Here is a 25,150-nt window from a genome sequence, read left to right on the forward strand (position 1 = left end):
CATTTTGTGTTTGTGCTGATCTGGAGGCAAATCTTCATATATAAAACATACATATGTAAAGGGAAAATATCTGAGCACAGGTCCCGACAGCTGCTGAAAATCGCCTATGGTGGCTGGAGTGCAAGGCATTAACAACGTAAACCGCAAATTAAATATGAAAAAGCGAGATTTACAAAAGCGCTGCAAAAATGCAAAATGCAGCGAAAGTAGTGAACTGAAGATGATAATCTTCGACCACAGCTGGGAGATGAGTAAGTTTGCTCCCGATTCGTTTGCCACATCAATATTGTCGATGTGCGTACCGGATTGGATTCCCTCTACGTTGTATTTCGAAATGATTGACAGCCTGCGCGGGTTCACCGAAGACATGGCTCTAATCATTGTCGATAATTTGATAGACTGTATGAGCGGTCTTGGACTCCACGTCACTGGCTTTGCCCATGTTGACGACCTCTTGGGACATTTTTATGCCAAAATTCTGATGTGCGCTTTCAAACAGGGTATTCATCTTAAATATCCTATCTAAGCGAACGTGGGGCACGAAGTGCCTACTTGGTGCCCCACATTAATAAAATACAAAACAACAATGGTTACTGATAGTAAAAAGAAAATCAGGGTTCGCGGCACAGGATGCTTCGACCCTTCGGATAACTCGTTTGGATTTACGCCGTTCAACGAGGCACCATCGAGTCAACAAAATGTTAAGACTTGCGCTGGCGGTGGCAAGCGCTGGGTGACAACAGGCTCTGACCCTTCGAAGATGATAACTCTGAAAAGCAAAGAGAGCTCTGCCGACCAGTATGCTGACTTCGTTAGTCAGTTTAAAGCACTCACCAAAGACCTGAAACCCAAGAAGCCCCAACAGCTGCCCGACAGTCTGCGCGTGGTAAACGAGCAGGGGCTGGAGTGCTGGCTCGACGAGGAGAAGACTGAAATGACCTTCACAGGCAAAATAGACCTCTCACGTCACAGCCGCGACTGGCAGGCTGAAGTACTCAAGCAGGTGCAGCTGATAGTAAGAAGACTGCCTGCAAGCGAACGTTTCAATAAAGTAATAAACAGTATTAAAAATAGGAGTTTAGAAAAATGATTGTATTCCAACCTAACATTAACCAACCTACACAAGAGTTGGTGGCAGAGGCTCTCAAAACTATGATGGAGCATCCTGCAAACAATGAGCTCATTGACAGCTACCGTGACAACAAGCGCCGCATGGCTATGGCCGAGGCACATCAAGCAGTAGAGGAGTTCGTGAAAGAAGCGGTGGCTACCGACGACTACAAACGTTGGCTGGCAGCTGAACTGAAGAAGGACGAGCGACGCGCTAAAAAGCAGATTCCAGGCTCTGACAAGGACAGAGTGAAGCTCTACATCACGCAGAAGAAATCATCGCTGCCTGCCATAATTCCCACCATTACTCACTTTGTCGAGAGCAAGGACCGATGGGGGCGCACAGCGCTGTGGCGCATTCAGAAGTATGGCTATTTGTCGGGACTGGCTGTGGTCGATGGTGACCATGTGCCTAACCCTGAAGAGTGCATAGCAGAGTGGCTCCAGCGCGAAGACTTCAACAACCTGGGCATCGTCTGTGTTTTCATCACTCCTTCAGGCGAGGGCGTGAAGGTGATTTTCAAAGCCCGCGAGGAGTGGGGCAACCTTCAGGACAATGCCTACCAGATGGCAGAAAAGCTTGGCATTCTGGACTATGCTGACGGACAGACAAAGAACTCAGACCACGCCCACTTCATTCCGAAGATGAGCGATGTGAAGTACATAGACTGGGACGCATTGCTAACCTACGAGAACCAAGCCTATGAGCAGAAGTATGGCGAGGCCTACCGTCGTGGCGAGTCAGAACCTACCCAACCACGATGGCAGGAGCTGGAACGTCAGCGCAAGGAGTCGAGAAAGTGCACAACAGGGTCGGTTCCGGTGTGCACTCAGGCAGAAACACCAGTTGAGTTTTCGCAGGAAGACGAAGCCTTTATCAAGGTGCTTAACGAGTACTATGGGCCAAGCCTGCCTCCTCACACGAAGCACGACCGCATGCAGACAGAGACATCTCACTGGCTGTGCTACTACAACGATAACGATGCACAGAAAGCCATTGCTATGGCCAAACGCCTTGACTGGGTGAAGGAGTGGAATCCTGTCCCAGGCGAGGTGGAAGACCTGTGCCAGTCGGCTGCCAAGAAGAAGCTGCTGACACGTTATCCCAAGGCGCTGAAAGAGCTGATGGATAAGGCTGGCATCAACTTGGGACAGTTTGCAGTAGCTGACAAGAATATTAATCCGCAGTCTGTTCTGCCTTTCGACCGTTGGTGTGACCAGATAGAGAGCTTCTTCGATGTGTTTCCCTGTCTGCGCGAGGTCTGCGAACCTCATCCACGCCGTCTGTGGCCTTTCCTTCTCTTTGCCTCGGCAGCCATGATGGGCACGTGCATGGATTTAACCTACTATTATTTCTATGCCTCTGAAAGCGAGCGCACACGCCTGAACTACATTATATGGGGCGTGGGTGACCCCACGTCGGGCAAACACTCGCTGGAGCGACTAATGAACCTACTGCTGGCTCCCATTATTGCCGAGGGCGAGATAGCAGACGAGAGCACCAACACCTGGAAAGAGAGTACTGATGCCAAGGGTGCCAACAAAGAGAAGGACATAAGACCTGCTATTTATAACCGCATGTTTGGATACCGCTCTTCAAATTCTGAGTTCATACGCTCGATGATAAACAGTAAGGAGGAGGTTGATGGTGAGATGATGGGACGCCACATGGTAACCGTGTCATCAGAGAAAGACCTCGAGATAGGCAAGGCTGGCAGCTGGATTTCGCGAAGTAACATGCTACTTCTTTCTTTTCATGGAGAGTATGACGACCAGCACTATTCCAATAAGCAATCGGTGAGCGGCCGTTATCGCGTGTTTTGGAATTTGGTGGAAACCTTTACGCCTCCCACGTTAGCGAAGTTGGTGAATGAAAGGTCTGTGAATTCAGGTCTTGACACACGTACTGCGACTATCCCAATGGGCGAGGATGACTTCAAGATGATGCCGTTGCGCCGCAAGGAGGACTCGAAGACTGCAGAGTATAACGAGACGCTCAAGCAGTGGGCGTACCGTTTGGATCAGCGTCGTGGCGAATTGCCAATCTGGCCTTTGGTAGAGCACGTCCATCAGTGGTGTGATGACCGCCGTGCCATTGCTGAGTTCAACGATAAAGACAAGGCGGATTGGTTGCTCATAAAGCGTGTGCCATACTATGGAATTTCAATCAGCGCCCCCTACAGCGATATGCGACATTGGGAAGAGCGTGAGCAGACTGGCACTTATACCATTGATGCTCAAGACCTTGCTCTTTGTGACTTGGTGCTTGACATCCAGTACCGCACACAGCATTATTGGTATTACGAACTGCATCGCCAGTATTATGAAAACCAATTGCGTGATGCAGCACAGCAGCGTCGTCGTACGAGTAAGTTCCAGGAGTGTTTCCGCCTGTTGCCGGATGAGTTTACTACTGAACAACTTTCTAAGACCTTCGGCTATGCCAATAATCGTTCTGCCCAAAAGACTATGCAGCGTCTGGAGGCAGATAAAGCCATCGAGCGCACCATGCGCGGCCACTACAAGAAACTGGTTTCCGAACTTCCGATAATATAAATGCAGAAAGTAAGAAAGTAGGAAAGTGGACATTAAGCACTTTCAAGATTAGTGTCATAAATAACAAGAGAGAGGGTGCGGTTCAAATGAAACGCACCCTCGTAACTATAGCTCGATTAGAGAATTAGTAGTTGAATTCTCCGAACTCGCTCTTAATGGTGAGTGAGCGCTTGCCTTCTTCAATGTGTCCAACAACCTGGGCATTGATGTTGAAGCTCTTCGAGATTTCAATGACCTTTTCTGCGAACTCAGGACAAACGTAGATCTCCATTCTGTGACCCATGTTGAAGACCTGATACATCTCTTTCCAGTCGGTGCCAGAGCAGTCGTGAATGGCGCGGAAGAGTGGGGGCACAGGGAACATGTTGTCTTTTACCACGCGGCAGTTTTCGCCTACGAAGTGAAGGACTTTGGTCTGTGCGCCACCTGTACAATGAACCATTCCGTGGATCTCAGGACGCAGTTCGTCGAGGAGCTTCTTGATGACAGGTGCATAGGTGCGGGTGGGAGAGAGAACGAGCTTTCCCATGTCGGGCAGTTCTGTTTTCTCTGACTCAGTGGCAGGATAGGGCACCGCGTCTGTAAGCTGGTACTTACCGCTATAGACGAGCTCGTTGGGTACTGCGTGGTCGAAGCTTTCAGGGAACTTCTCTGCGAGATATTTAGCGAAGACATCATGACGTGCAGAGGTCAGGCCATTGCTTCCCATTCCGCCGTTGTAGTTCTTCTCGTAAGTGGCCTGACCTGTTGATGACAAGCCAACGATGACGTCGCCTGGACAGATGTTTGCATTGTCAATGACATCGCTGCGCTTCATGCGGCATGTTACTGTTGAGTCAACGATGATGGTGCGAACGAGGTCGCCTACATCGGCAGTCTCACCGCCAGTGGGATAGATGCCAATGCCCATCTCGCGAAGCTCCTTCAGAAGATCGTCGGTGCCGTTGATGATGGCTGAGATGACTTCTCCTGGTATGAGCATCTTGTTGCGGCCGATGGTACTTGACACGAGAATGTTATCTACAGCACCAACACAGAGGAGATCGTCGGTATTCATAACGATAGCATCCTGCGCAATGCCTTTCCAAACGGACATGTCGCCTGTCTCTTTCCAGTACATATAGGCGAGTGATGACTTTGTGCCAGCGCCGTCGGCATGCATGATGTTACAATAGTCGGGGTCACCGCCAAGAACGTCAGGAATAATCTTGCAGAACGCCTGTGGATAAAGACCTTTGTCTATATTCTTGATGGCAGCATGCACATCTTCTTTTGCGGCACTCACGCCACGCATCATATATCTGTTGTCAATCATTGTTATATTTGTTTTTAATGTTATTTCTTAATCCATGGACTGAAACCGAGTTTCACGTTGCTCCAATCGGGATTGGAAACGCGCTTAAGTGTGAACGGTTCAAAAACATTTGTTTTTACAAACATCTCGCCTTTCATCTCGGTGTCAGTAAACTTAATGTACATTAGCTCATAGTCTTTATTGTAAGAATCGTAGCCTTCGCTTCTATAGAGATTAAGCCTTTTGTCGTCTGATATATCATAAGAATCCCAGAACTTTATCTCGTCAGCAAGATAGCTTCCCCAGGGAGCATTATCATATTCCTCTTTGATATAGGCTTTATCGGCACCCATAGATCCACTATTATATGCAGGGTCAACGTCGAAGGTTATAATGACGTTCTTTGGATAGTATTTCTGTCCCTGATATTCGCGCTCCAAGTATATCTTTCCAGAGAATGTTACCTGATGCCAAGTGGGAATCAGTTCGTTATAATCCCAATATTTCACATTGCTAACCTCAGGTGCTGTAACACGATTGAGCGAGAAGGCAATGGTCTGACCATTGATCTCATATTCGCCTTTGAAGAGTTTATCATCGAAGGCATATTTGAGAATATGGATTTTGGTATCCTTGATTTCCTTGTTTTCAGTCTCGCTGAATCTGATCTCAATACCTACATCGCCGTTCTGTCGAGTCCATGTCTCCCAGCTCAGACGAGTATATACGACTCCAAGCTCAGTGTGGTTGGTGGTGAAGTATTCCACGATATAGCCATCGCCTGTTCTGCGACTGGGGCTCTCCTGATTGAAAATATATATGGTTCTGTCGGCCTTGATTGTTTCGCCATGATATATATGGGTCAATCCGAGGTCGCCTTCCCATGCGCCACTTATGCCTTGTGCCACTTCTTCTTCCTTCTCACATGATGTGAGAACAACTCCTGTCAGCAGGAGAAGCAATAAGCTGATAATAGAATATTTTTTCATATTATTAAATCTATTGGGTTATAAATCACACGATTAATTGAATTTCACCTGTGGTGCTTTTTCTGCTCCAGCTTCAGCTTCGAACTTTACCATCTTTTCGAATCCGAACATGCCTGCAAACAAAGTGTTGGGGAATCGGCGAATCATCACGTTGTAGTCCTGCACCTTCTTGTTATAGGTGTTGCGTGCCTCGTTTATGCGGTTCTCCGTCCCCTCAAGCTGTACCTGCAGGTCGCGGAAATTCTCGTTGGCTTTCAGGTCGGGATAGTTTTCCTGAATGGCGATAAGACGTCCAAGGGCCATTGACAGTTCACCCTGGGCATCCTGGAACTGCTTCATCTTCTCAGGTGTCATGTTATCTGGGTCGATGTTTACGCTTGTAGCCTTAGAACGGGCTGCCACAACTCCTTCAAGAGTCTCTTTCTCATGCGCAGCATATCCCTTTACAGTCTCAACCAAATTGGGTATAAGATCTGCACGGCGCTGATAGGTTGACTGTAGGTTGGCAAAGGCTGTTGTTGCCTCTTCCTCTGAACTAACCATTCCGTTGTAAGCACTTATTGCCCATCCACCGATTAATACAATTGCAACAACGATTCCGATAATTACTTTCTTGTTCATAATATTATATGTTTTAATTTAGTTTTGTATCACCAACTTGAAGTGGCTCCACCTCCGCCTGAGCTACCTCCGCTGAATCCGCCGCCGAAACCGCCACCTCCGCCAAATCCACCTGGGCGACCGCCACTGAGTCTATCCACGGCGACAATGACTGACGTCTTGATAAATGGGTTAGGACGAAGGAACTGTCTTCCTATGTTCTCATTATAGCGACTGTAGAGATAGCCTATCAGGATGAGCCACATTCCGAAAACAAACATGAAGGCGGCCAGTATTCCAGCCAGCTCGTCATCTCTTTCCTCTTGTTGTTGGATGTAAGTCTTTGGAAGCTCTTTCTTTTGTAGAGTGTTGTAAATTGCTTCTGTAAGATAGAGTATTCCGCTGTCGGGTTGCTCTGCTTTCATACAAGGTATAGCGTAGTCTTGCTGCAAGCGAAAACATTCTATGTCAGTAAGGTCGGCTTCCAGAGATCTTCCTGTGTGGGTGCGAATCTGGTGATCCTCATATGCCAGCACAATAACCATTCCTCTGTCGTTCTTTCCGACCTTATAACGGTCGAAAATGTCCTGTGCTATTCTGAACGGGTCTTCATTCTCCACGTGGTTAACGATAATCATGGCTGACTCTATTTGTAGTGAGTCATCAAAACGCTTAAGCCAAGTGTTAAGCAAACGTTCTGTGTTTTCAGAGACCACGTTATCAGGATTAGAGACATAGCGAGAGCCATCGGTAAGGTGGGGCATGGGTATGTTTTCAGCGTTCCAAGCTACAGGTTCGCTATCTTTTTTGCTTACCACAGGCTTTGGTAGTGGCTGCTCAGTCTCCGTTGAAATAGATCCAAAGGTGTAGCCGCACGCCATCAGTTGTGTAAGGAAGCTTATTACGATAAAAGCTTTCCAATACTCTTTGAATTTCCTTGAAGAAGAAGTCGATGCTTTAGTAGAGTTGAGGAATTGCAGACGCTCATTCTCATACGCTCTACGATTCTCCTCATATTTCTGTTCAAAGGATTTGCGTAGTTCGTCTCTTTCATCTTCGTCGAACAGCCCCAGCGATTTTTTTTCAAGACTATAATTAGTTTTGAGCAATTCGATAACATTATTATATTTTACTGCTATCCTTGACAGCTGGTTCTTTCTTTCAAGTTGTCGCTTGTCAAAATCTTTGTTCTGCTTAAGGTCAATGACAAGTCCTCCGATAGCTACCGGAATGAAAATCAAGCAAAAAGTCTGTAACAGGAAAGCAGCTGTCTCCACCGTGCCACCGCTGGCACCAGCTGTTACTGCTGCTCCTCCTCCGATGATGCATGCCAACGCACATATCATCAACTTCGATGCCGATATGTTATTCTTCTGTTTAGCCAACTATTCAGTTCTACTAATTACTCTTTACCATTCCAGTACTCCCATGAAGCAAATGCCTGCAGGAGCAACATCTCGAGACCGTTCTTTGTCTGTGCTCCAAACTTTGCTCCATTCTTCATGAAGAGAGTCTCGTCAGGATTATAGATGAGGTCATAGAGTATGTTGTGCTCGTCCATAGCCTCGTAGGGTAGTTTGGGGCATTCCTTTACTTTGGGATACATGCCAAGAGGTGTGCAGTTTACTATGACGTTGTATTCCTTAACCACCTCAGGCGTTATGCTCTCATATTGAATTGTTCCAGGACGCTCATAGCGACTCACGAATACTGTCTCCAGTCCAAGTGAGCGCAATCCGAAGTCAACGGCTTTCGATGCGCCTCCTGTGCCAAGTATCAGAGCTTTCTTGTTATAGTCTTCCAGCATTGGCTCGATGCTCTGCGTGAATCCAATGACATCGCTGTTATAGCCTTTGAGTTTGATGTTCTTTCCCTCGTGAACAACTCGTATTACGTTTACAGCACCAATGGAGCGTGCCTCTGGACTTATGTAGTCAAGGAACTCCATAACCTTCTCCTTGTAGGGGATGGTCACATTCAGGCCTTTCAGCTCTGGATTGGAATTGAGAACCTCTTGCAGCTCATCAATAGATGCTATTTCAAAGTTGAAATACTTTGCGTTGATCCCCTCGTCAGCAAATCTCTGGTTGTGATAGCTGATGGAGAACGAGTGTCCTAACGGGTAACCAATGAGTCCATACTTATCCATAATACTAATACCTTTTAGTTAATACCTATTTAGTTGCGAAATACATTGTGCAGATTCCGAATGTAAGCCTTTTGAAAGAAGCTTCCCTGAAGCCGGCCTGTTTTAGAATATCAACCATCTTTTCACCTTGCGGAAAGGCTTCAATGGTCTTTGTGAGATAGGAGTAGGCACTTGTGTCCTTGGAGATAAGTCGGCCGTAGAACGGCAGTACTGTATGGCTGTATATCTTGAAGAGCTGTCGCATTGGGAACCTCACTGGTGTGGTAAGTTCTACTATGCTTAGATGACCGCCTTTCTTTAGCACTCTGCACATTTCCTTGAGTCCTTTGTCAAGGTCGGCAAAGTTGCGTATTCCGAAAGCTGCTGTCACAGCGTCGAAGGTCTCGTCAGAGTATGACAACGACAGGCAGTCTTCCTTGTCAAAAGATATAATGTCGCTCATGCCGAGCTTGGCGACCTTCTCCCTTCCTACAGCCATCATTCCCTCGCTGATATCTGCTCCAATGAGTTTCTTAGGATGCAGCATCTGTGCAGAGAGTATGGCGAAGTCGCCTGTTCCAGTGGCGATGTCGAGCATAACCTGTGGCTTGTGCGGAGCCAGTTGTTTTATTGCTTTCTTTCGCCAGTAGCGGTCTATATCCCATGACAATCGGTGGTTCAGCTTGTCGTAGGTGGGAGCAATGTTATCAAACATCGCCTCCACCTGCTCAGCTTTCTCACCTTCGTGATAGGGTTTTATCTCTTCTTGCTTATACATGCCTTTGCGTTTGGTTTGTCGCTATTTGCGACAACTTACTTAGCGTGTCTTTAGCCACTCGCTGACATTCTTCTCTATACGGGCAGCAATGTCGCCTTCTTCTGTAGCCTTGTCAAAGCGCTCGCCAACGATGTTCTCGTAGAGCTCAATATAGCGGTCGCTTACGCTCTCAGCATATTCGTCGGTAATCTCTGGCATAACCTGTCCAGGCTCGTTCATGAAGTTGTGCTCAATGAGCCACTGGCGTACAAACTCCTTTGAGAGCTGCTTCTGAGGCTCGCCTTTTGCCAACTTTTCCTCATAGCCTTCAGCATAGAAGTAACGGCTGCTGTCAGGAGTGTGTATCTCGTCGATGAGATAAACCTTGCCATCGCGCTTTCCGAACTCATACTTCGTGTCAACGAGAATGAGTCCACGCTTTGCAGCAATCTCCTGACCACGAGCGAAAATCTTGCGAGTGTAATCCTCCATGATGGCGTAGTCTTCAGCAGAAACGATGCCCTGTGCAATAATCTCTTCCTTAGAGATGTTCATGTCGTGACCTTCGTCAGCCTTTGTAGTAGGAGTGATGATGGGCTCTGGGAAGCGCTCGTTCTCCTTCATTCCGTCAGGCAGCTTCACTCCGCAGAGCTCTCTGCATCCATTCTTATACTCTCGCCATGCTGAGCCAGTGAGGATTGAGCGGATAATCATCTCCACACGGAATCCCTCACACTTCAGTCCTACTGTCACCATTGGGTCTGGTGTAGCCAGTTTCCAGTTCGGACAGATGTCGGTAGTAGCATCAAGGAACTTTGCTGCTATCTGGTTAAGCACTTGTCCTTTGAATGGGATGCCCTTTGGCAGTACCACGTCGAACGCAGATATGCGGTCAGTGGCAACCATCACCATCAGGTCGTCGTTAATGTTGTACACATCGCGCACCTTTCCGTGGTACACGCTCTTCTGTCCTTCGAAATGGAAGTCGGTCTTGGTTAAAGCTTTCACTGTCGTATTGAGTTTAAAAATTACTGTTGTTCTCTTTCCTTGTCATAGTCCTCGTAGGCGTTGACTATTCGTGTCACGAGTTTATGTCTCACAATATCCTTCTGGTTCAGGTTCACCACGCCTATTCCTTCTACCGTGCTCAGTATGTGGAGGGCTTCTATGAGTCCGCTCTTCTGAGTCTTTGGCAGGTCAATCTGTGAAGTATCTCCTGTGATGATCATCTTTGTGTTCCATCCCATACGTGTGAGAAACATTCTCAGCTGTGCCGGAGTAGTGTTCTGAGCTTCGTCGAGAATCACGACGGCATCGCTAAGTGTTCGTCCGCGCATGAATGCCAGAGGCGCAATCTGAATGATGTGTTTCTCCATCATGTCTTGCAGCTTCACCTGTGGTATCATGTCCTCCAGCGCATCGTAGAGAGGCTGCAGGTAGGGGTCTATCTTGTCCTTCATGTCGCCTGGCAGGAAACCAAGTTTCTCACCAGCTTCAACAGCAGGTCGCGAGAGTATTATTTTCTTTGCTGTCTTCTCCTTTAACGCTCTGACAGCCAATGCAATAGATAGGTATGTTTTACCTGTTCCTGCAGGGCCCACAGCAAACACCATGTCATTGTCGTTGTAGGCGTCAATGAGCTTTTGCTGGTTCTCCGTGCGAGCCTTTATGGGTCGTCCCGATGTAGAGTAGCACACCACTCCGTCAGGCACTTCGTCGTGGGTTCTCTTACCCTTTATTATGTCGAGTATATCTTCTTCTGTTAGCGAGTTGAACTTCAGTACATGCTGACGCATTTTCTCTGCGCTCTCCTCGAATGCTGCCATCTGCTCTTCATCGCCCAGCACGCGTATCACATTGTCTCGTGCCACTATGCGCAGTTTTGGGAAAAGAGCCTTCACCATCTGCATGTGTGCGTTGCCTACTCCGTAGAAAACAACGGGGTCTATATCTTCCAGAACTATATGTTTCTCTATCAAAATATGTATGAGTGTTTATTTTGCGTGCAAAGTTACTATTATACGAGCAAAAAGCCAAAAAATTTTGTACTTTTCATTATTTATTTGATAGTGCTTCCTGGCTTATCGCATGTGCCACTGTGTAAGCCGTGCTCCATGCTGCCTGAAAGTTGAAGCCGCCTGTCACTCCATCAATGTCAAGAACCTCGCCAGCGAAGTATAGATGTGGGCGCTGACGACTCTCAAGTGTCGATGGATTTACGGCTGAAAGCGATATGCCACCGCAGGTGACAAACTCATCCTTGAAGGGTGCTCTGCCAGCTATGGCGTATTCATCGTTGACCAGACGATTTACAAGTCTGTTGAAGTCTTTCTTTGAAAGGTCACACCATCGGCGAGTCATGTAGTTTTCTTTATTTTGCGAAGATTTGCTCTGTTCAGCGCCTGGAGCGAGGCTCTTCTCTACGAGATATGTCCACAGACGCGAGGGTAGGGCAAAGACACTCTGCGAAGCTACTTGTTTCTGAGGATGTTTAGTGGCTATGGCTGTTAGTTCTTCGTTGATTGAAGCTTCAGTTTCGTTGGTCCAGTTTATGCTTAGTGGCATCTTGTATGCGTTTTCAGCCAACAGACGTGCTGCATAACTAGACAGGCGCAGAATGGCTGGACCACTCATGCCCCAATGGGTGATGAGCAGCGGACCGCTTGCTCGCAGTTTCGTGCCAGGCATGAAGGCTGTAGCATTCTCTACCACCGTTCCCATGAGATCGTGAAGAGCTTTGTCTTCTATCTGGAAGGTGAAGAGCGATGGTACTGGCTGAACAATCTCGTGACCAAGCCATTGCAGACCTTCCTTTTTTGGAGAGCCGCCTGTCGTTACCACCACAAAGTCGTAGTCTCTGAATAATGCGTCGAGAGAATCTGTATCCTGACTATCTTTCTGAATATTTGTCGAGATGGCGCAACCTGTCTTTATCTCTATGCCCAGTCGTCGTGCTTCTGAGAGGAAAAGGTTTATGATGGAGTGGGAGTCCTGCGACTGCGGAAACACACATTCGTCGTCTTGTGTGACAAGGGCTACGCCTCGTTCTTCAAACCAACGGTATGCATCTTCTGGCCCAAAGCTCTTGAAGAGTCTCTTTAGCAGACGGTGTCCACGCGGATAGACCTGCGACAGGTCGCTGACGAGACGAAACGAATTGGTGCAGTTGCATCGTCCACCGCCCGATATTTCTACCTTCTGTAGAACTCGATGTGCACGTTCAAAGATGGTGACCTCCATTGGGGCCACCATCTCCTTAAGGTTTATTGCTGTGAAGAAACCAGCAGCTCCTCCACCAATAATCGCAGTCTTCATTACTCAATAACAACGAGAGCGTCGTCTTCCATAACACTCTCACCAATCTTTACACAGATGGCTGTCACCTTGCCGGCCTTCTCAGCCTGAAGGTTGTTTGCCATCTTCATGGCTTCGAGCACAACAACGGTGTCGCCCACCTGAACCTCGTCGCCAACGGCAACCTTGATGTCTGTGATGACACCTGGCAGTGGAGCCTTGATGGCATTATTCTTGTTGACAGCAGCTTTTTCAGCGACTGTCTCCCCTCCTTCGGAGGGGCTGGGGGAGGTCGTAGGCTTGCCCAATACAGGCTTCTTCTTCTCAGGTTCAGCCTCTATTTCCATCTCTACCTTGTAGTCTTCACCATTGACTGTTACGTTGGCGATGTTCTCTTCGATATCACCAATGGCTACTACATATTTTGTGCCATTGATAGTATATTTGTATTCTTTCATGTTTTGTACTTAACAACTAATAAAACGTTATGGATGAGCAGTCATTGTCTGTGCATATCCGTTCCACTGTGTGGGATGCTCGACAATGGTAATGATACCTGTCTCCACGTCGTGGACGTTGTTGCCCAGATGCTCATGCAATGCCATAGCAATGGCAGCATATACTTCGTTTTGTTTCATATACTAATTTCTCAATTACATAGGAATGTTACCATGCTTCTTAGCAGGCAGAGCATCGCGCTTTGTAGCGAGCTGAGCCAGAGCGCGGCAGATGCGGAAACGAGTGTTGCGTGGCTCGATTACATCATCAATATAGCCATACTTGGCTGCCTGGTAAGGATTAGCGAAGAGTTCGTTGTACTCTTCCTCCTTCTCAGCAATGAATGCCTTTACGTCCTCGCCAGCTTCCTTCTTAGCCTTTGCCTCCTTAGCATATAGCACAGCAGCAGCACCTGATGCACCCATAACGGCGATCTCAGCTGATGGCCATGCGTAGTTCAGGTCGGTGTGGAGCTGCTTAGAACCCATAACGATGTGAGAACCACCATAAGACTTACGCAGAGTAACGGTAATCTTGGGCACAGTAGCCTCGCCGTAAGCGTAGAGCAGCTGAGCACCATGCAGGATTACTGCGTTGTACTCCTGACCAGTACCAGGCAGGAAGCCAGGAACGTCAACGAAGCTTACGATAGGAATATTGAATGCATCGCAGAAGCGTACGAAACGTGCACCCTTACGAGAAGCGTTCACGTCGAGCACACCAGCATAGCAAGAAGGCTGGTTAGCAACGATACCTACGCTCTGGCCGTTGAAACGAGCGAAGCCAACGATGATGTTCTTTGCGAACTTAGGCTGTACTTCAAAGAACTCGCCCTCGTCAACCACAGCACCGATAACCTTGTACATGTCGTATGCCTCGTTAGGATTCTCAGGAATAATCTCGTTGAGCATATCCTCCATACGGTTGATTGGGTCGTTGCACTTCTTGCGAGGAGCTGTCTCCATGTTGTTAGAAGGAATATAAGAGAGCAGAGTCTTGATCATCTGCAGACCCTCTTCCTCAGTCTTAGCTGTGAAGTGAGTAACACCCGACTTGGTAGCGTGAACGCTTGCACCACCCAGGTGCTCCTGGTCGATGTCCTCGCCAGTAACGGTCTTTACAACCTTTGGACCTGTAAGGAACATGTATGATGTGCCTTCCATCATCAGGGTGAAGTCAGTCAGAGCAGGGCTATACACAGAGCCGCCTGCGCAAGGACCGAAGATACCTGAAATCTGTGGAATAACGCCTGAAGCCAGAATATTGCGCTCGAAGATTTCTGCGAAGCCAGCCAGTGAGTTGATACCCTCCTGAATACGTGCGCCACCCGAGTCATTGATGCCGATGACAGGTGCACCCATCTTCATGGCCATATCCATCACCTTACAGATCTTCTGGCTCATGGTCTCAGACAGAGAACCAGCATGAACGGTGAAGTCCTGTGCGAAGATGAATACCAGGCGTCCGTCGATAGTACCGCTACCTGCTACAACGCCGTCGCCAAGGAACTGCTTCTTCTCCATGCCGAAGTTGTGGCAACGGTGTTCCTTGAACATATCATATTCCTCGAACGAACCTGGATCGAGAATCATGTCAATACGCTCACGAGCGGTGTACTTGCCACGCTCATGCTGCTTCTGGATAGCTTTCTCACCACCACCGAGACGTGCCTGTTCGCGCTTCTCGATGAGTTGCTTAATCTTTTCTAATTGCTTACTCATTTTTTTGTTTGACTATTTGACAATTTATTATTTGACAATTTATTCAGGATGTTCGCAAAGTTCTGTGAGCACTCCTGCTGTTGACTTTGGATGCAGGAAGGCAATGTTAAGACCCTCAGCACCCTTGCGAGGAGCCTGGTCAATGAGACGAACGCCCTTTTCAGACACTTCTGCCAAAGCATTTGCAACACCATCCTCTATGCAGAACGCAACATGGTGTACGCCTTTGTTGCCTTTGTCCAGCCACTTCTGAATGGTGCTCTCTGGCGATGTGGGCTCAAGAAGTTCCAACTTCACCTCTCCACACTTCAGGAAGGCAGTCTTTACCTTCTGGTCTTCTACAACTTCAGTTGCATAGCACTCTAAACCAAGCACTTCCGTAAAGAAAGGAAGGCTCTCTTCAATGCTCTGGACCGCGATGCCCAGATGTTCAATGTGTGAAATCTTCATAAGGATTAAATTTAGATTAAGTGATTATTGTTAGATGATTTCTGTCTCATTGTCTTAATGAACCTTGCAAAAGTACGAAATCAAACCGATACAGCAAAATCTTTTTAAGATTATTAGTAATCGAGTCTGAAGTCCTGAGGATGTTATTCCTCCATGAGCTTGCGGTAACGTGCTCTCTTAGGCTCTTCTATTCCCAGACGCATAGCCTTGTTTGCCTCATACTCTGAGTAGTTGCCCTGGAAGAAGAACACGCTTCCCTTGTCGGCCTCTTCGCCAGTCATGGCGCCCTCGAAGGCAAGGATATGGGTGCATATTCTGTCGAGGAACCATCTGTCGTGGCTAATGATGACTGCACATCCTGCGAATGCCTCAAGACCTTCCTCAAGTGCTCGCAGGGTGTTCACGTCTATGTCGTTGGTCGGCTCGTCGAGGAGCAGCACGTTGCCTTCTTGTTTCAGCGCAATGGCAAGATGGAGTCTGTTTCGCTCACCGCCTGACAACACGCCGCATTTCTTCTCCTGGTCGGCACCGCTGAAGTTGAATCGTGACAGATAGGCGCGAACATTTACGTCGCGTCCACCCATGCGGATGGTCTCGTTGCCCTGCGACACCACTTCATAGACACTCTTCGACGGGTCTATGTCCTTGTGCTGCTGGTCCACATAGCTCAGCTTTACCGTCTCGCCCACAGAGAACGAGCCTGCATCGGCCTGTTCCAGTCCCATGATAAGTCGGAATAGGGTAGTCTTGCCCGCTCCGTTAGGGCCAATGATGCCCACGATGCCGTTGGGAGGAAGCGAGAAGTTAAGGTCGCTGAAGAGCACCTTCTCGCCATAGGCTTTTGCCACATGCTCAGCATCAATGACCTTGTTGCCAAGGCGTGGGCCGTTGGGTATGAATATCTCCAGCTTTTCTTCCTTCTGTTTCTGTTCCTCGTTAAGCATCGTCTCATAGCTGTTCAGACGAGCCTTACCCTTTGCCTGACGCGCCTTTGGTGCCATGCGCACCCATTCCAGCTCGCGCTCCAGTGTCTTGCGGCGCTTTGAAGCAGCCTTTTCTTCCTGAGCCAGTCGCTGCGACTTCTGTTCGAGCCATGATGAGTAGTTGCCCTTCCAGGGTATGCCCTCACCACGGTCGAGTTCGAGAATCCATTCTGCCACATCGTCGAGGAAGTAGCGGTCGTGGGTTACGGCTATGACCGTACCCTCATACTGCTGCAGATGCTGTTCGAGCCAGTCTATTGACTCTGCATCGAGATGGTTGGTAGGCTCGTCGAGCAGAAGCACATCGGGCTTCTGTAGCAACAGGCGGCACAGGGCCACACGACGACGCTCACCACCAGAGAGATTCTTTACGCTCCAGTCGCCAGGAGGACAGCGTAGTGCTGCCATTGCACGATCGAGCTTGGAATCCATGTTCCAGGCATCTGTTGAGTCGATGATGTCCTGCAGCTCTGCCTGTCGGGTCATGAGCTTGTCCATCTTCTCTGGGTCTTCGTAGTATTCGGGCAGTCCGAACTTAACGTTTATCTCGTCATATTCGGCAAGAGCGTCATAGACGTGCTGCACGCCCTCCATGACGTTTTCCTTCACCGTCTTGCTCTCATCGAGAGGCGGCTCCTGTGGCAGGTAGCCCACGGTGTATCCGGGGCTCCATACCACTTCGCCTTGATATTGCTGCTCTATTCCTGCGATAATCTTCATGAGCGTTGACTTACCAGCACCATTGAGGCCTATGATACCTATCTTTGCTCCGTAGAAGAAGCTTAGATAGATGTTCTTCAGCACCTGCTTCTGGTTCTGCTGGATGGTCTTGCTCACGCCGACCATCGAGAAGATTACTTTCTTATCATCGACTGTTGCCATATATACCTTTTATATATTAATAAGCGAAAAGGGGATATTCCTTCATCTTTTCGTTCACGCGGGCACGAACGCTTGCAATGACCTCCTCGTTTGTTGGGTCGTTGAGCACTTCCTCAATCCATGCTGCAATCTGAACCATGAGGTCTTCCTTCGCACCACGAGTGGTGATGGCAGGAGTACCGAGACGAATGCCGCTGGTTTGGAATGCCGAGCGAGAGTCAAATGGCACCATGTTCTTGTTCACGGTGATGTCGGCAGCAACGAGTGCGTTCTCAGCCACCTTACCTGTGAGCTCTGGATATTTTGAGCGCAGGTCAACGAGCATAGAGTGGTTGTCTGTGCCACCGCTGACGATTGTGAATCCACGCTTGATGAGCTCGTCGGCCAAAACGGCAGCGTTCTTCTTCACCTGCTTTGCCCACTCCTTGAACTCTGGCTGCAGAGCCTCGCCGAATGCCACAGCCTTAGCTGCGATGACGTGCTCCAGCGGACCGCCCTGCTGTCCAGGGAATACGGCGCTGTTGATGAGAGCCGACATCTTCTTTATCTCTCCCTTTGGAGTGGTGTAGCCCCAAGGATTGTCGAAGTCCTTACCCAGCAGGATGATACCTCCGCGAGGGCCGCGAAGTGTCTTGTGGGTTGTAGATGTTACGATGTGAGCATACTTAACAGGGTTCTCGAGCAGACCAGCTGCTATGAGACCTGCTGGGTGAGCCATATCTATCATGAGCAGAGCGCCTACCTTGTCGGCAATCTCGCGCATGCGCTTGTAGTCCCACTCGCGGCTATATGCTGAGCCACCACCAATGATGAGCTTAGGCTTGTGCTCCAGAGCAAGGCGCTCCATCTCGTCGTAGTCCACGCGACCTGTTTCCTTGTTGAGGTTGTAGCCCACGGGCTTGTAGAGGATACCGCTGGTGTTTACGCGTGAGCCGTGAGAGAGGTGGCCACCGTGGTCAAGGTTAAGACCCATGAATGTGTCGCCTGGCTTCAGCACAGCAAGCAGCACGGCAGCATTAGCCTGTGCACCTGAGTGTGGCTGAACATTGGCATACTCTGCGTCGAAGAGCTTGCATACACGCTCAATGGCAAGCTTCTCCACTTCGTCAACAACCTGACATCCGCCATAGTAGCGCTTACCAGGATAGCCCTCAGCATACTTGTTGGTGAGGTAGGAGCCCATAGCCTCCATAACCTGGTCGCTAACGAAGTTCTCACTTGCAATCAGCTCAATGCCTTTCAGCTGGCGCTGATGCTCTTTCTCAATCAACTCAAAAATGGTGTTGTCTCTTTTCATTTTTTGTTTTGTTTATTGGGTTGGTTATAATTCTCTATTATCAATTCACACAAGCTCCACCTTGTTTATGTCCTGCTCTTTCTCGCAGTAGTGACATGTAAGGATGCCGTTCTCTACATGGAAGTGTGTAGCCATCGGCTCGTTATTCGTTATACACTTCGGGTTGTTGCAGCGCACTATGCCTCTTATCTCGCTGGGAGTCTCTACTGATTTCTTCTCCACCACCTCATAGTCGCGAATAACGCTCAGTATCACGTTTGGGGCAACTACCGATAGGCGTGACACCTCGTCGTCGGTAAAGAACTTGTCGCTTACCTTGATGATGCCTTTCGACCCCACCTTTTTCGAGGGGTAGTTAAAGCCTATTGTGACAGGTGTCTTAAGGTCGAAGAGTCCCAGCAGGCTTGCCACCTGATAGGTTTTGTCTGTTGGAATATGATCAATCACAGTACCGTTTTCAATGGCGGCAACCAAGCGTTCTTTCTTATTCATAGTCTTTCTTTTTTCGATATTCCGATGTATCGATATTCCGATATTCTGATGTTCCGAAAAATCGAGAAATCGAGATTACCCGATAATCGTTTTGTCCTTTTTCACTTCGTCGAGACTTATTCCCAGCACATCGCAGAAGATGGCTTCACGTGCGAAGAGGCCGTTGCCTGCCTGCTGTATATAGTATGCGTGTGGGTTGTCGTCCACCTCGTAGGCTATCTCGTTCACGCGTGGCAGCGGATGCAGTATCTTCATGTTTGGCTTAGCCAGACGCAGCATGTCGTTGTTGAGCACATAGACATTCTTCACGCGCTCATATTCCATGAGGTCGCTGAATCTCTCCTTCTGCACGCGCGTCATATAAAGAATGTCGGCATCGGCAATGACCTTCTCGTTGAAGGCTGTGTGCTCCTGATACTTTATTCCGTGCTCGTCGCAGTAGAGCTTATATTCCTTCGGCATGGCCAATTCTTTAGGAGCAACGAAGTGGAACGTGGGGTTGAAATGGCGCATAGCCATGATTAATGAATGAACTGTTCGGCCATATTTCAGGTCGCCCACGAGATATATGTTCAGATTCTCAAGCGTGCCCTGAGTCTTGTATATGCTGTACAGGTCGAGCATGCATTGTGATGGGTGCTGATGGGCTCCGTCGCCAGCGTTGACAATGGGCACTGGACTAACTTCCGATGCATACTGGGCGGCACCTTCTATATAATGGCGCATCACTATCACGTCGGCATAGTTGGCTACCATCAGGATGGTGTCTTTCAGCGTCTCGCCTTTGGTTCCGCTTGTAACCTTCGGGTCAGCAAAGCCAATGACGCGGGCGCCAAGACGGTTGGCTGCTGTTTCAAAAGAAAGACGTGTACGGGTGGAGGGCTCGAAGAAAAGCGTGGCAACGACCTTGCCTTTCAGAATCTCCCTGTTAGGATGCTTTTCAAATTCTTGTGCCATCTCAATCATGTATAAAATCTTCTCACGAGTGAGGTCGGCAATGGTGACGAAGTTATGCTTGTCCATATATGAATTTTTAAATCACGCGCAAAAGTACAAAAATTAATGCAGAAAAGGATTGTTTTAGCAGTTTTTTTATTCGATAACAAAAAATTATATGTAAAATCGTCAAAAAGTGACTCGAAAAGTGTAATTTTGCACTTTGTATCATTTTGAAAATAGAAAGATGAAGAAAATATTCGTATATTCTCTGTGGTCTATTCTGGTCATCAGCATATTGACGGTTGCCATCAGCTTCTGGGCTATTGCTAATGGCATGATAGGCTACATGCCTCCCATTGAAGACCTCCATAACCCCATAAGCCGTTTCGCCACTCAGGTCTATTCCAGCGACGGTAAGCTCATTGGCACATGGAGCCGCAGCAAGGAGAACCGCGTGATGGTTGACTACTCCAAGCTGTCGCCAACGCTCGTCCAGGCTCTCGTGGCCACAGAGGATGCGCGATTCTACGACCATTCAGGCATAGACTTCTATGCGCTGATGAGAGCCATAGTGAAGCGAGGCATCTTAGGACAGAAGTCGGCAGGCGGTGGCTCCACCATCACCCAGCAGCTGGCTAAGCAGCTCTATAGCGATGTGGCTTCATCAACCATGGAGCGACTGCTTCAGAAGCCGATAGAGTGGGTGATAGCCGTCCAGTTGGAACGCACCTATACCAAGGATGAGATTATCACTCTCTACCTCAACTATTTCGACTTCCTTCACAATGCTGTGGGCATAAAGACGGCTGCCAACACCTATTTCTCAAAGGAACCGTCTGAGCTGACCATCAACGAGTGTGCCACACTTGTAGGACTCTGTAAGAACCCCAGCTACTTCAATCCTGTGCGATTCCCTGAGCGTTCCAAGTCACGTCGCAATGTGGTTCTCGGACAGATGTATAAGGAGGGCTATATTACTAAAGAGGTGTTCGACAGCTGTGCCAACGAGCCTCTGGAGCTCCACTTCCGTGTCAACGACCACAAGGAAGGTCTCGCCACCTATTTCCGCGAGTTCCTGCGCAGCTATATGACGGCGAAGAAGCCCGACCACAAGGCCTATACACGCCGGGGCAGAAGCTATGTAGAGTTCTTCATCGACTCCCTCGCATGGGAAGAAGACCCTCTCTATGGCTGGTGCAACAAGAACAAGAAGCGCGATGGCGAGTACTACAACCTCTATACCGACGGACTGAAGGTCTATACAACCATCGATTCGCGCATGCAGCGATATGCCGAGCAGGCCTGCTACGACCACGTGGTGAAATATCTCCAGCCGGCATTCAACCAAGGCAAGCAGTCGAAGCCTAACTTCCCATACAGCGAACTGACCAAGGAGAAGGTTGACGACATGATTCTTTCATCCCACGTCACCTACCAGATGAAGCGCGACGGTGCTTCTGAAGAGGAGATAGAAGAGGCAAAGCGACGCTTCTGCACGAAGAAGGAGATGACGGTATTCACCTATCATGGCGACATAGACACCATCATGTCGTCGCTCGACTCGGTGAGATACATGAAGTCGTTCCTGCGAACAGGATTCTTCAGCATGTGTCCGCAGAACGGACAGGTGAAGGCCTATGTGGGTGGTCTCGACCTCCTGCACTTCAACTATGACATGGCTACCCACGGTCGCCGACAGGTGGGCTCCACCATCAAGCCATTCCTCTATTCACTTGCTATGGAAGATGGCATGACACCATGCGACGAGGCACCTAACGTGCAGCAGACCTATATCGTGGCAGGCAAGCCCTGGACACCACGTAACGGCAGCCGCAAACGCTATGGAGAGATGGTAACGCTGAAATGGGGTCTGCAGCAGTCAAACAACTGGATATCGGCCTACCTCATGTCGCGTCTCAACCCACAGGCGTTCGTAACTCTTCTCAATGCCTATGGCATTCGCAACCCAGAGATTCATCCCTCAATGGCTCTCTGTCTCGGACCGTGCGACATAACCGTGTCTGAGATGGTCAGCGCCTATACAGCCTTTGTCAACCACGGCATTCGCATGGCTCCGCTATATGTCACACGCATCGTTGACAACGAAGGCAACGAGGTGGCAAAGTTCGAGCCACGCATGAACGAGGTTATCAGCGAGAACAGCGCCCACAAGATGCTCTACATGCTGCGTGCCGTCGTCGATGGCGGTACTGCTGGCCGTCTGCGCTTCCGCTATAACCTTAAGGCACAGATGGGCGGAAAGACCGGTACCACGAACAACAACTCCGACGCGTGGTTCATGGGCGTAACTCCACGTCTCGTCACAGGATGCTGGGTAGGTGGCGACGATCGTGACATCCACTTCAACTCAATGACCATGGGTCAGGGTGCAACAATGTCATTGCCCATCTTCGCATACTACATGCAGAAAGTATATGCCGACGAACAGCTTGGCTATTCACAGGATGAGAAATTCGACATTCCTGAAGGCTTCGACCCATGTGCCATCAACGATAACATGGAACTCATCGATGGGGAAGAGGAGGACGAGATAATAGATGAAATACCCGACGAACAGCAGGAAAAAATCTATCAATAGCCTCCGTTTTTGCTGTAAGAGTACAAAAAACACTCTTTAATGTAAAAAAAACGAGTAAAAATTTTGCGGATTGCGAAAAAATGCATACCTTTGCACCCGCAAAAAAGAAAAGGATGCACCCGTAGCTCAGTTGGTAGAGCACCTGACTCTTAATCAGGGTGTCCAGGGTTCGAGCCCCTGCGGGTGTACAAAATCACTTTTCAAACTTTTCTTTTTCGCACCCGTAGCTCAGTTGGTAGAGCACCTGACTCTTAATCAGGGTGTCCAGGGTTCGAGCCCCTGCGGGTGTACAGCAAGAGAAGCAAGTCATCAAGGCTTGCTTCTCTTCTTTTTTATATTAACTTTTTACATCATCGTCATGCAGCTCTGCACTCCGAGGCTTGTTGCTATCGCGGTAAGTATCGCCGCGAGCGTCTGCAAAATAAATTTCCACGTTTCGTTCTTCATAGCTTTTCTTATTTAACAACGGATTTCACGGATTTCACTCTAAGTTTGCAGCGTCTAAGAAAAATATTGTATAAATCTTGCTTAGTAAGGTCAGGTTCCCTACCTTTGTTGTAAGAAGGAGGAACCGGCCTGCTGGAGAGGGAAACTCTGGATTTCACAGGGACAAGCCCATGATCTGTATCAGTCCTCCCAGCCACGTTGCAAGCTCTGATAGAATGATAACGGCTTCGAGCCTATTTAGAGTGTAGAGTCAATGCAACTATGCCGATTCCTATAAAACGATACAAAGGTATGAAAAAAATCTTTATCGGCATCGATTTCTCCAAAGAAAAGTTTGATGCAACGGTCATAAAGGCCGAGGGAGTCGAGGAACGTGCAGAGAGACAGCACGAGGTGTTTGACAATAAGGTGAGTGGTTTCCGTCGCCTGCTTAGATGGGTGAAGTCCGTTGTGGACGAGCAGGACACTGGACTCTGGCTGTTCTGCGGAGAGAACACTGGCGGTTACAGCAGGGCACTATGCAACTATCTCTACGGAAGTGGTTATGACATGTGGTTGGAAAATGCCCTGAGCATCAAGCGCAGCTCTGCCCTGCAGCGTACGAAAAGCGACAAGGCCGATGCAGGCATTATTGCAGAGTATGCCATGCGCAACTACGACCAGATGCGCCTGTACAAGCCTCTGGACAAGAATCTGGAGCGTCTTCGTGAAGTATTTCTCTATAGGCATAATCTGGTCAAACTAAAGGCGAGCATGACAGTGCGCAAGGGTGAGAAGAAACAGACACAGGAGAAGTCCGACATCAGCCGTTTCATGGCTATGAGCAGCAAACATCTCATCAGTGAGTTTAACAAGAAAATAGCAGAATGCGATATGAGAATAGAAAAGATTATAAGTGAGGATGAGGAGCTGCGCAGGAACTTCGAGATCATCACTTCTGTTCCTGGAGTAGGCACACAGAACGCCGTTTGCCTGATGGTCTATACAGACAACTTCAGCCGCTTTGACTTCGATTCTCGAAAGATAGCCTGCTACTACGGAGTAGCACCCTTTGGCCGACAGTCTGGCACAAGTGTAAACACGCCGCCACATGTAAGCCCATTTGCAAACAAGCTCATCAAGGCACTGCTCACACAGGCTGCATTGGCATCCATCCACTTTTGTCCTCAGATGGCCATATACTACCATAGGCTTGTCGAAGTTGGCAAGAAGAAGCCCGTTGCCGTGAATAACGTAAAGAACAAACTATTACATGTCATTACGGCTATGGTAAGGAATGGAGAAAAATACAACCCAGATTATGACTATCATGCAGCGCTTGAGGCTGCATGAAGTCGGGAGTGTTAAAAATATAGTTAAAACAGAAAAAATATTAGGAATTTAACATAGAATGCGGATTTTTATTCTCGCGTTCTTTTCTAACTCATCCCCCTCCCCTCGGGCGCTCGGCGCTTGCGACGCTTGGCTCGTCCAAGAATGGAAGGGGTGGGTTTTAGGTTCTTAAGGCTCTTCCTCGATAGCCCCTCCGCCTGGCGTCTCATTGCCGCCGCTTCCGCTTCCTTCCTGCTCTCCGAAGCTGACCTTCGAGTTGCCTATCTTCGTGGTGAGGTTGGTGTTCTTGCGCATCATGCGTGCGGTGTAGAGGCTGTCGTTGCTCTGGTCGGCGGTGAACTTCACGCCTATGCGGGTGATGTTCTTGCTGATCTCGAAGTCCTCGTAGGTGTCAGAGCCGGTGGAGGTGGCAGCGAGATAGAGCGTGCCTATTCCGTCGAGCTTCACCTTGTAGCCCTCTGTGAGCAGCTCTGCTATGCAGTGCATCAGCTTGCGTGTCACGCCCAGCACCACGTCGTCGGTGTACAGCGTGCCGTGGCTCATGATGTGGTTGGCCAGATCATCGGTGTCGAGTGTCTCGCGGTGGAGCACCTTGCCATAGTACTTGCCATAGCATTTTGGCAGCTTCTCGTTAGTGTTCTTGTAAACTTTAATCGTTACTTGTCCCATAATTTTGTGTTTTTAATTGTATTAGATTACCCTTGCGACCAGCTTCTTCGGGTGGCCGCTTCCCGTGTGTTTTAACGATACAAAGATACGAAATAATTTCCATTCCGCCAAAT

24 protein-coding genes and 2 tRNA genes are annotated in these 25,150 nt (G+C 48.7%); 7 read left to right on the top strand and 19 right to left on the bottom strand.

What is annotated here, in order from left to right; all coding sequences use genetic code 11:
* The first annotated feature begins 154 nt into the window (after positions 1-154).
* From M1L52_RS12195 to M1L52_RS12205, 3 genes are read left to right on the top strand one after another with little or no spacing between them, the layout of a single operon-like run.
* A complete protein-coding gene (locus M1L52_RS12195) occupies positions 155-526 on the top strand; it encodes a hypothetical protein (protein ID WP_248615277.1) in 372 nt (123 codons plus the stop codon).
* A gap of 60 nt (positions 527-586) precedes the next feature.
* Positions 587-1,090, top strand: coding sequence for a hypothetical protein (locus M1L52_RS12200; protein WP_248615278.1), 504 nt, complete (start codon positions 587-589; stop codon positions 1,088-1,090).
* Positions 1,087-3,666, top strand: coding sequence for a BT4734/BF3469 family protein (locus tag M1L52_RS12205; protein ID WP_248615279.1), 2,580 nt, complete (start codon positions 1,087-1,089; stop codon positions 3,664-3,666). Before M1L52_RS12200 ends, M1L52_RS12205 begins: the two co-directional genes overlap by 4 nt.
* Positions 3,667-3,790: 124 nt before the next feature.
* Here M1L52_RS12205 and M1L52_RS12210 read toward each other — a convergent pair whose 3' ends face one another.
* The 17 genes from M1L52_RS12210 to pyrB all read right to left on the bottom strand — a co-directional run bounded on the left by M1L52_RS12210 (position 3,791) and on the right by pyrB (position 20,074).
* Positions 3,791-4,978 (bottom strand): AIR synthase related protein, encoded by a 1,188-nt coding sequence (locus tag M1L52_RS12210; RefSeq protein WP_248616080.1) that lies wholly within the window; start codon positions 4,976-4,978, stop codon positions 3,791-3,793.
* 23 nt (positions 4,979-5,001) lie between these two features.
* On the bottom strand, positions 5,002-5,949 hold the full coding sequence (locus tag M1L52_RS12215; protein WP_248615280.1) for a hypothetical protein: 948 nt from the start codon (positions 5,947-5,949) through the stop codon (positions 5,002-5,004).
* Positions 5,950-5,982: 33 nt separating this feature from the next.
* Positions 5,983-6,570, bottom strand: coding sequence for a LemA family protein (locus tag M1L52_RS12220; protein ID WP_248615281.1), 588 nt, complete (start codon positions 6,568-6,570; stop codon positions 5,983-5,985).
* Positions 6,571-6,599: 29 nt separating this feature from the next.
* On the bottom strand, positions 6,600-7,934 hold the full coding sequence (locus M1L52_RS12225) for a TPM domain-containing protein (protein ID WP_248615282.1): 1,335 nt from the start codon (positions 7,932-7,934) through the stop codon (positions 6,600-6,602).
* Positions 7,935-7,951: 17 nt separating this feature from the next.
* Entirely contained in the window at positions 7,952-8,698 is a 747-nt protein-coding gene (locus tag M1L52_RS12230) for a shikimate dehydrogenase family protein (protein ID WP_248615283.1), read from the bottom strand.
* 25 nt (positions 8,699-8,723) lie between these two features.
* The gene (gene ubiE, locus M1L52_RS12235) at positions 8,724-9,455 is read right to left on the bottom strand and encodes a bifunctional demethylmenaquinone methyltransferase/2-methoxy-6-polyprenyl-1,4-benzoquinol methylase UbiE (protein WP_248615284.1); all 732 of its coding nucleotides are present in this window, start codon (positions 9,453-9,455) and stop codon (positions 8,724-8,726) included.
* 39 nt (positions 9,456-9,494) lie between these two features.
* Positions 9,495-10,442: a phosphoribosylaminoimidazolesuccinocarboxamide synthase gene (locus tag M1L52_RS12240; RefSeq protein ID WP_248615285.1), complete on the bottom strand. Its 948-nt coding sequence runs from the start codon at positions 10,440-10,442 to the stop codon at positions 9,495-9,497.
* Positions 10,443-10,462: 20 nt separating this feature from the next.
* Positions 10,463-11,413: a PhoH family protein gene (locus M1L52_RS12245; protein WP_248615286.1), complete on the bottom strand. Its 951-nt coding sequence runs from the start codon at positions 11,411-11,413 to the stop codon at positions 10,463-10,465.
* Positions 11,414-11,489: 76 nt separating this feature from the next.
* The gene (locus M1L52_RS12250; RefSeq protein WP_248615287.1) at positions 11,490-12,749 is read right to left on the bottom strand and encodes an NAD(P)/FAD-dependent oxidoreductase; all 1,260 of its coding nucleotides are present in this window, start codon (positions 12,747-12,749) and stop codon (positions 11,490-11,492) included.
* The gene (locus tag M1L52_RS12255) at positions 12,749-13,186 is read right to left on the bottom strand and encodes a biotin/lipoyl-containing protein (RefSeq protein ID WP_248615288.1); all 438 of its coding nucleotides are present in this window, start codon (positions 13,184-13,186) and stop codon (positions 12,749-12,751) included. The genes M1L52_RS12250 and M1L52_RS12255 overlap by 1 nt, the downstream gene beginning before the upstream one ends.
* A 27-nt stretch (positions 13,187-13,213) precedes the next feature.
* Positions 13,214-13,366, bottom strand: coding sequence for a hypothetical protein (locus M1L52_RS12260; protein WP_248615289.1), 153 nt, complete (start codon positions 13,364-13,366; stop codon positions 13,214-13,216).
* 15 nt (positions 13,367-13,381) lie between these two features.
* Positions 13,382-14,947: an acyl-CoA carboxylase subunit beta gene (locus M1L52_RS12265; protein WP_248615290.1), complete on the bottom strand. Its 1,566-nt coding sequence runs from the start codon at positions 14,945-14,947 to the stop codon at positions 13,382-13,384.
* 39 nt (positions 14,948-14,986) lie between these two features.
* Complete coding sequence (gene mce, locus M1L52_RS12270) at positions 14,987-15,397, bottom strand: methylmalonyl-CoA epimerase (RefSeq protein WP_248615291.1); 411 nt, start codon at positions 15,395-15,397, stop codon at positions 14,987-14,989.
* 143 nt (positions 15,398-15,540) lie between these two features.
* Positions 15,541-17,262 carry an energy-dependent translational throttle protein EttA gene (ettA, locus tag M1L52_RS12275; protein WP_248615292.1) on the bottom strand — a complete coding sequence of 574 codons (1,722 nt, stop codon included), beginning with the start codon at positions 17,260-17,262 and terminating at the stop codon, positions 15,541-15,543.
* 16 nt (positions 17,263-17,278) lie between these two features.
* Positions 17,279-18,559, bottom strand: a complete 1,281-nt coding sequence (glyA, locus tag M1L52_RS12280) for a serine hydroxymethyltransferase (protein WP_248615293.1) — start codon at positions 18,557-18,559, stop codon at positions 17,279-17,281.
* A gap of 45 nt (positions 18,560-18,604) precedes the next feature.
* Positions 18,605-19,051, bottom strand: coding sequence for an aspartate carbamoyltransferase regulatory subunit (locus tag M1L52_RS12285; RefSeq protein WP_248615294.1), 447 nt, complete (start codon positions 19,049-19,051; stop codon positions 18,605-18,607).
* Positions 19,052-19,126: 75 nt separating this feature from the next.
* Positions 19,127-20,074, bottom strand: coding sequence for an aspartate carbamoyltransferase (pyrB, locus tag M1L52_RS12290; protein ID WP_248615295.1), 948 nt, complete (start codon positions 20,072-20,074; stop codon positions 19,127-19,129).
* A 160-nt stretch (positions 20,075-20,234) separates the two neighbouring features.
* On the opposite strand from pyrB, the gene M1L52_RS12295 reads away from it, so the two are divergent.
* The 3 genes from M1L52_RS12295 (at position 20,235) to M1L52_RS12305 (ending at position 22,879) form a co-directional block, all read left to right on the top strand.
* The gene (locus M1L52_RS12295) at positions 20,235-22,589 is read left to right on the top strand and encodes a transglycosylase domain-containing protein (RefSeq protein WP_248615296.1); all 2,355 of its coding nucleotides are present in this window, start codon (positions 20,235-20,237) and stop codon (positions 22,587-22,589) included.
* A gap of 115 nt (positions 22,590-22,704) precedes the next feature.
* Positions 22,705-22,777, top strand: a tRNA-Lys gene (locus M1L52_RS12300).
* Between the two features lie 29 nt (positions 22,778-22,806).
* A tRNA-Lys gene (locus M1L52_RS12305) sits at positions 22,807-22,879 on the top strand.
* Positions 22,880-22,934: 55 nt separating this feature from the next.
* Here the strand turns inward: M1L52_RS12305 and M1L52_RS12310 are convergent.
* Complete coding sequence (locus M1L52_RS12310; RefSeq protein WP_248615297.1) at positions 22,935-23,036, bottom strand: smalltalk protein; 102 nt, start codon at positions 23,034-23,036, stop codon at positions 22,935-22,937.
* Between the two features lie 291 nt (positions 23,037-23,327).
* Here M1L52_RS12310 and M1L52_RS12315 point away from each other — a divergent pair, with 291 nt between their 5' ends.
* On the top strand, positions 23,328-24,368 hold the full coding sequence (locus M1L52_RS12315; RefSeq protein WP_248613034.1) for an IS110 family transposase: 1,041 nt from the start codon (positions 23,328-23,330) through the stop codon (positions 24,366-24,368).
* Between the two features lie 168 nt (positions 24,369-24,536).
* Here M1L52_RS12315 and M1L52_RS12320 read toward each other — a convergent pair whose 3' ends face one another.
* Positions 24,537-25,037, bottom strand: coding sequence for a hypothetical protein (locus M1L52_RS12320; protein ID WP_248615298.1), 501 nt, complete (start codon positions 25,035-25,037; stop codon positions 24,537-24,539).
* Positions 25,038-25,150: the final 113 nt, after the last annotated feature.

The organism is Prevotella sp. E13-27 (assembly GCF_023217965.1).
GTDB lineage: Bacteria > Bacteroidota > Bacteroidia > Bacteroidales > Bacteroidaceae > Prevotella.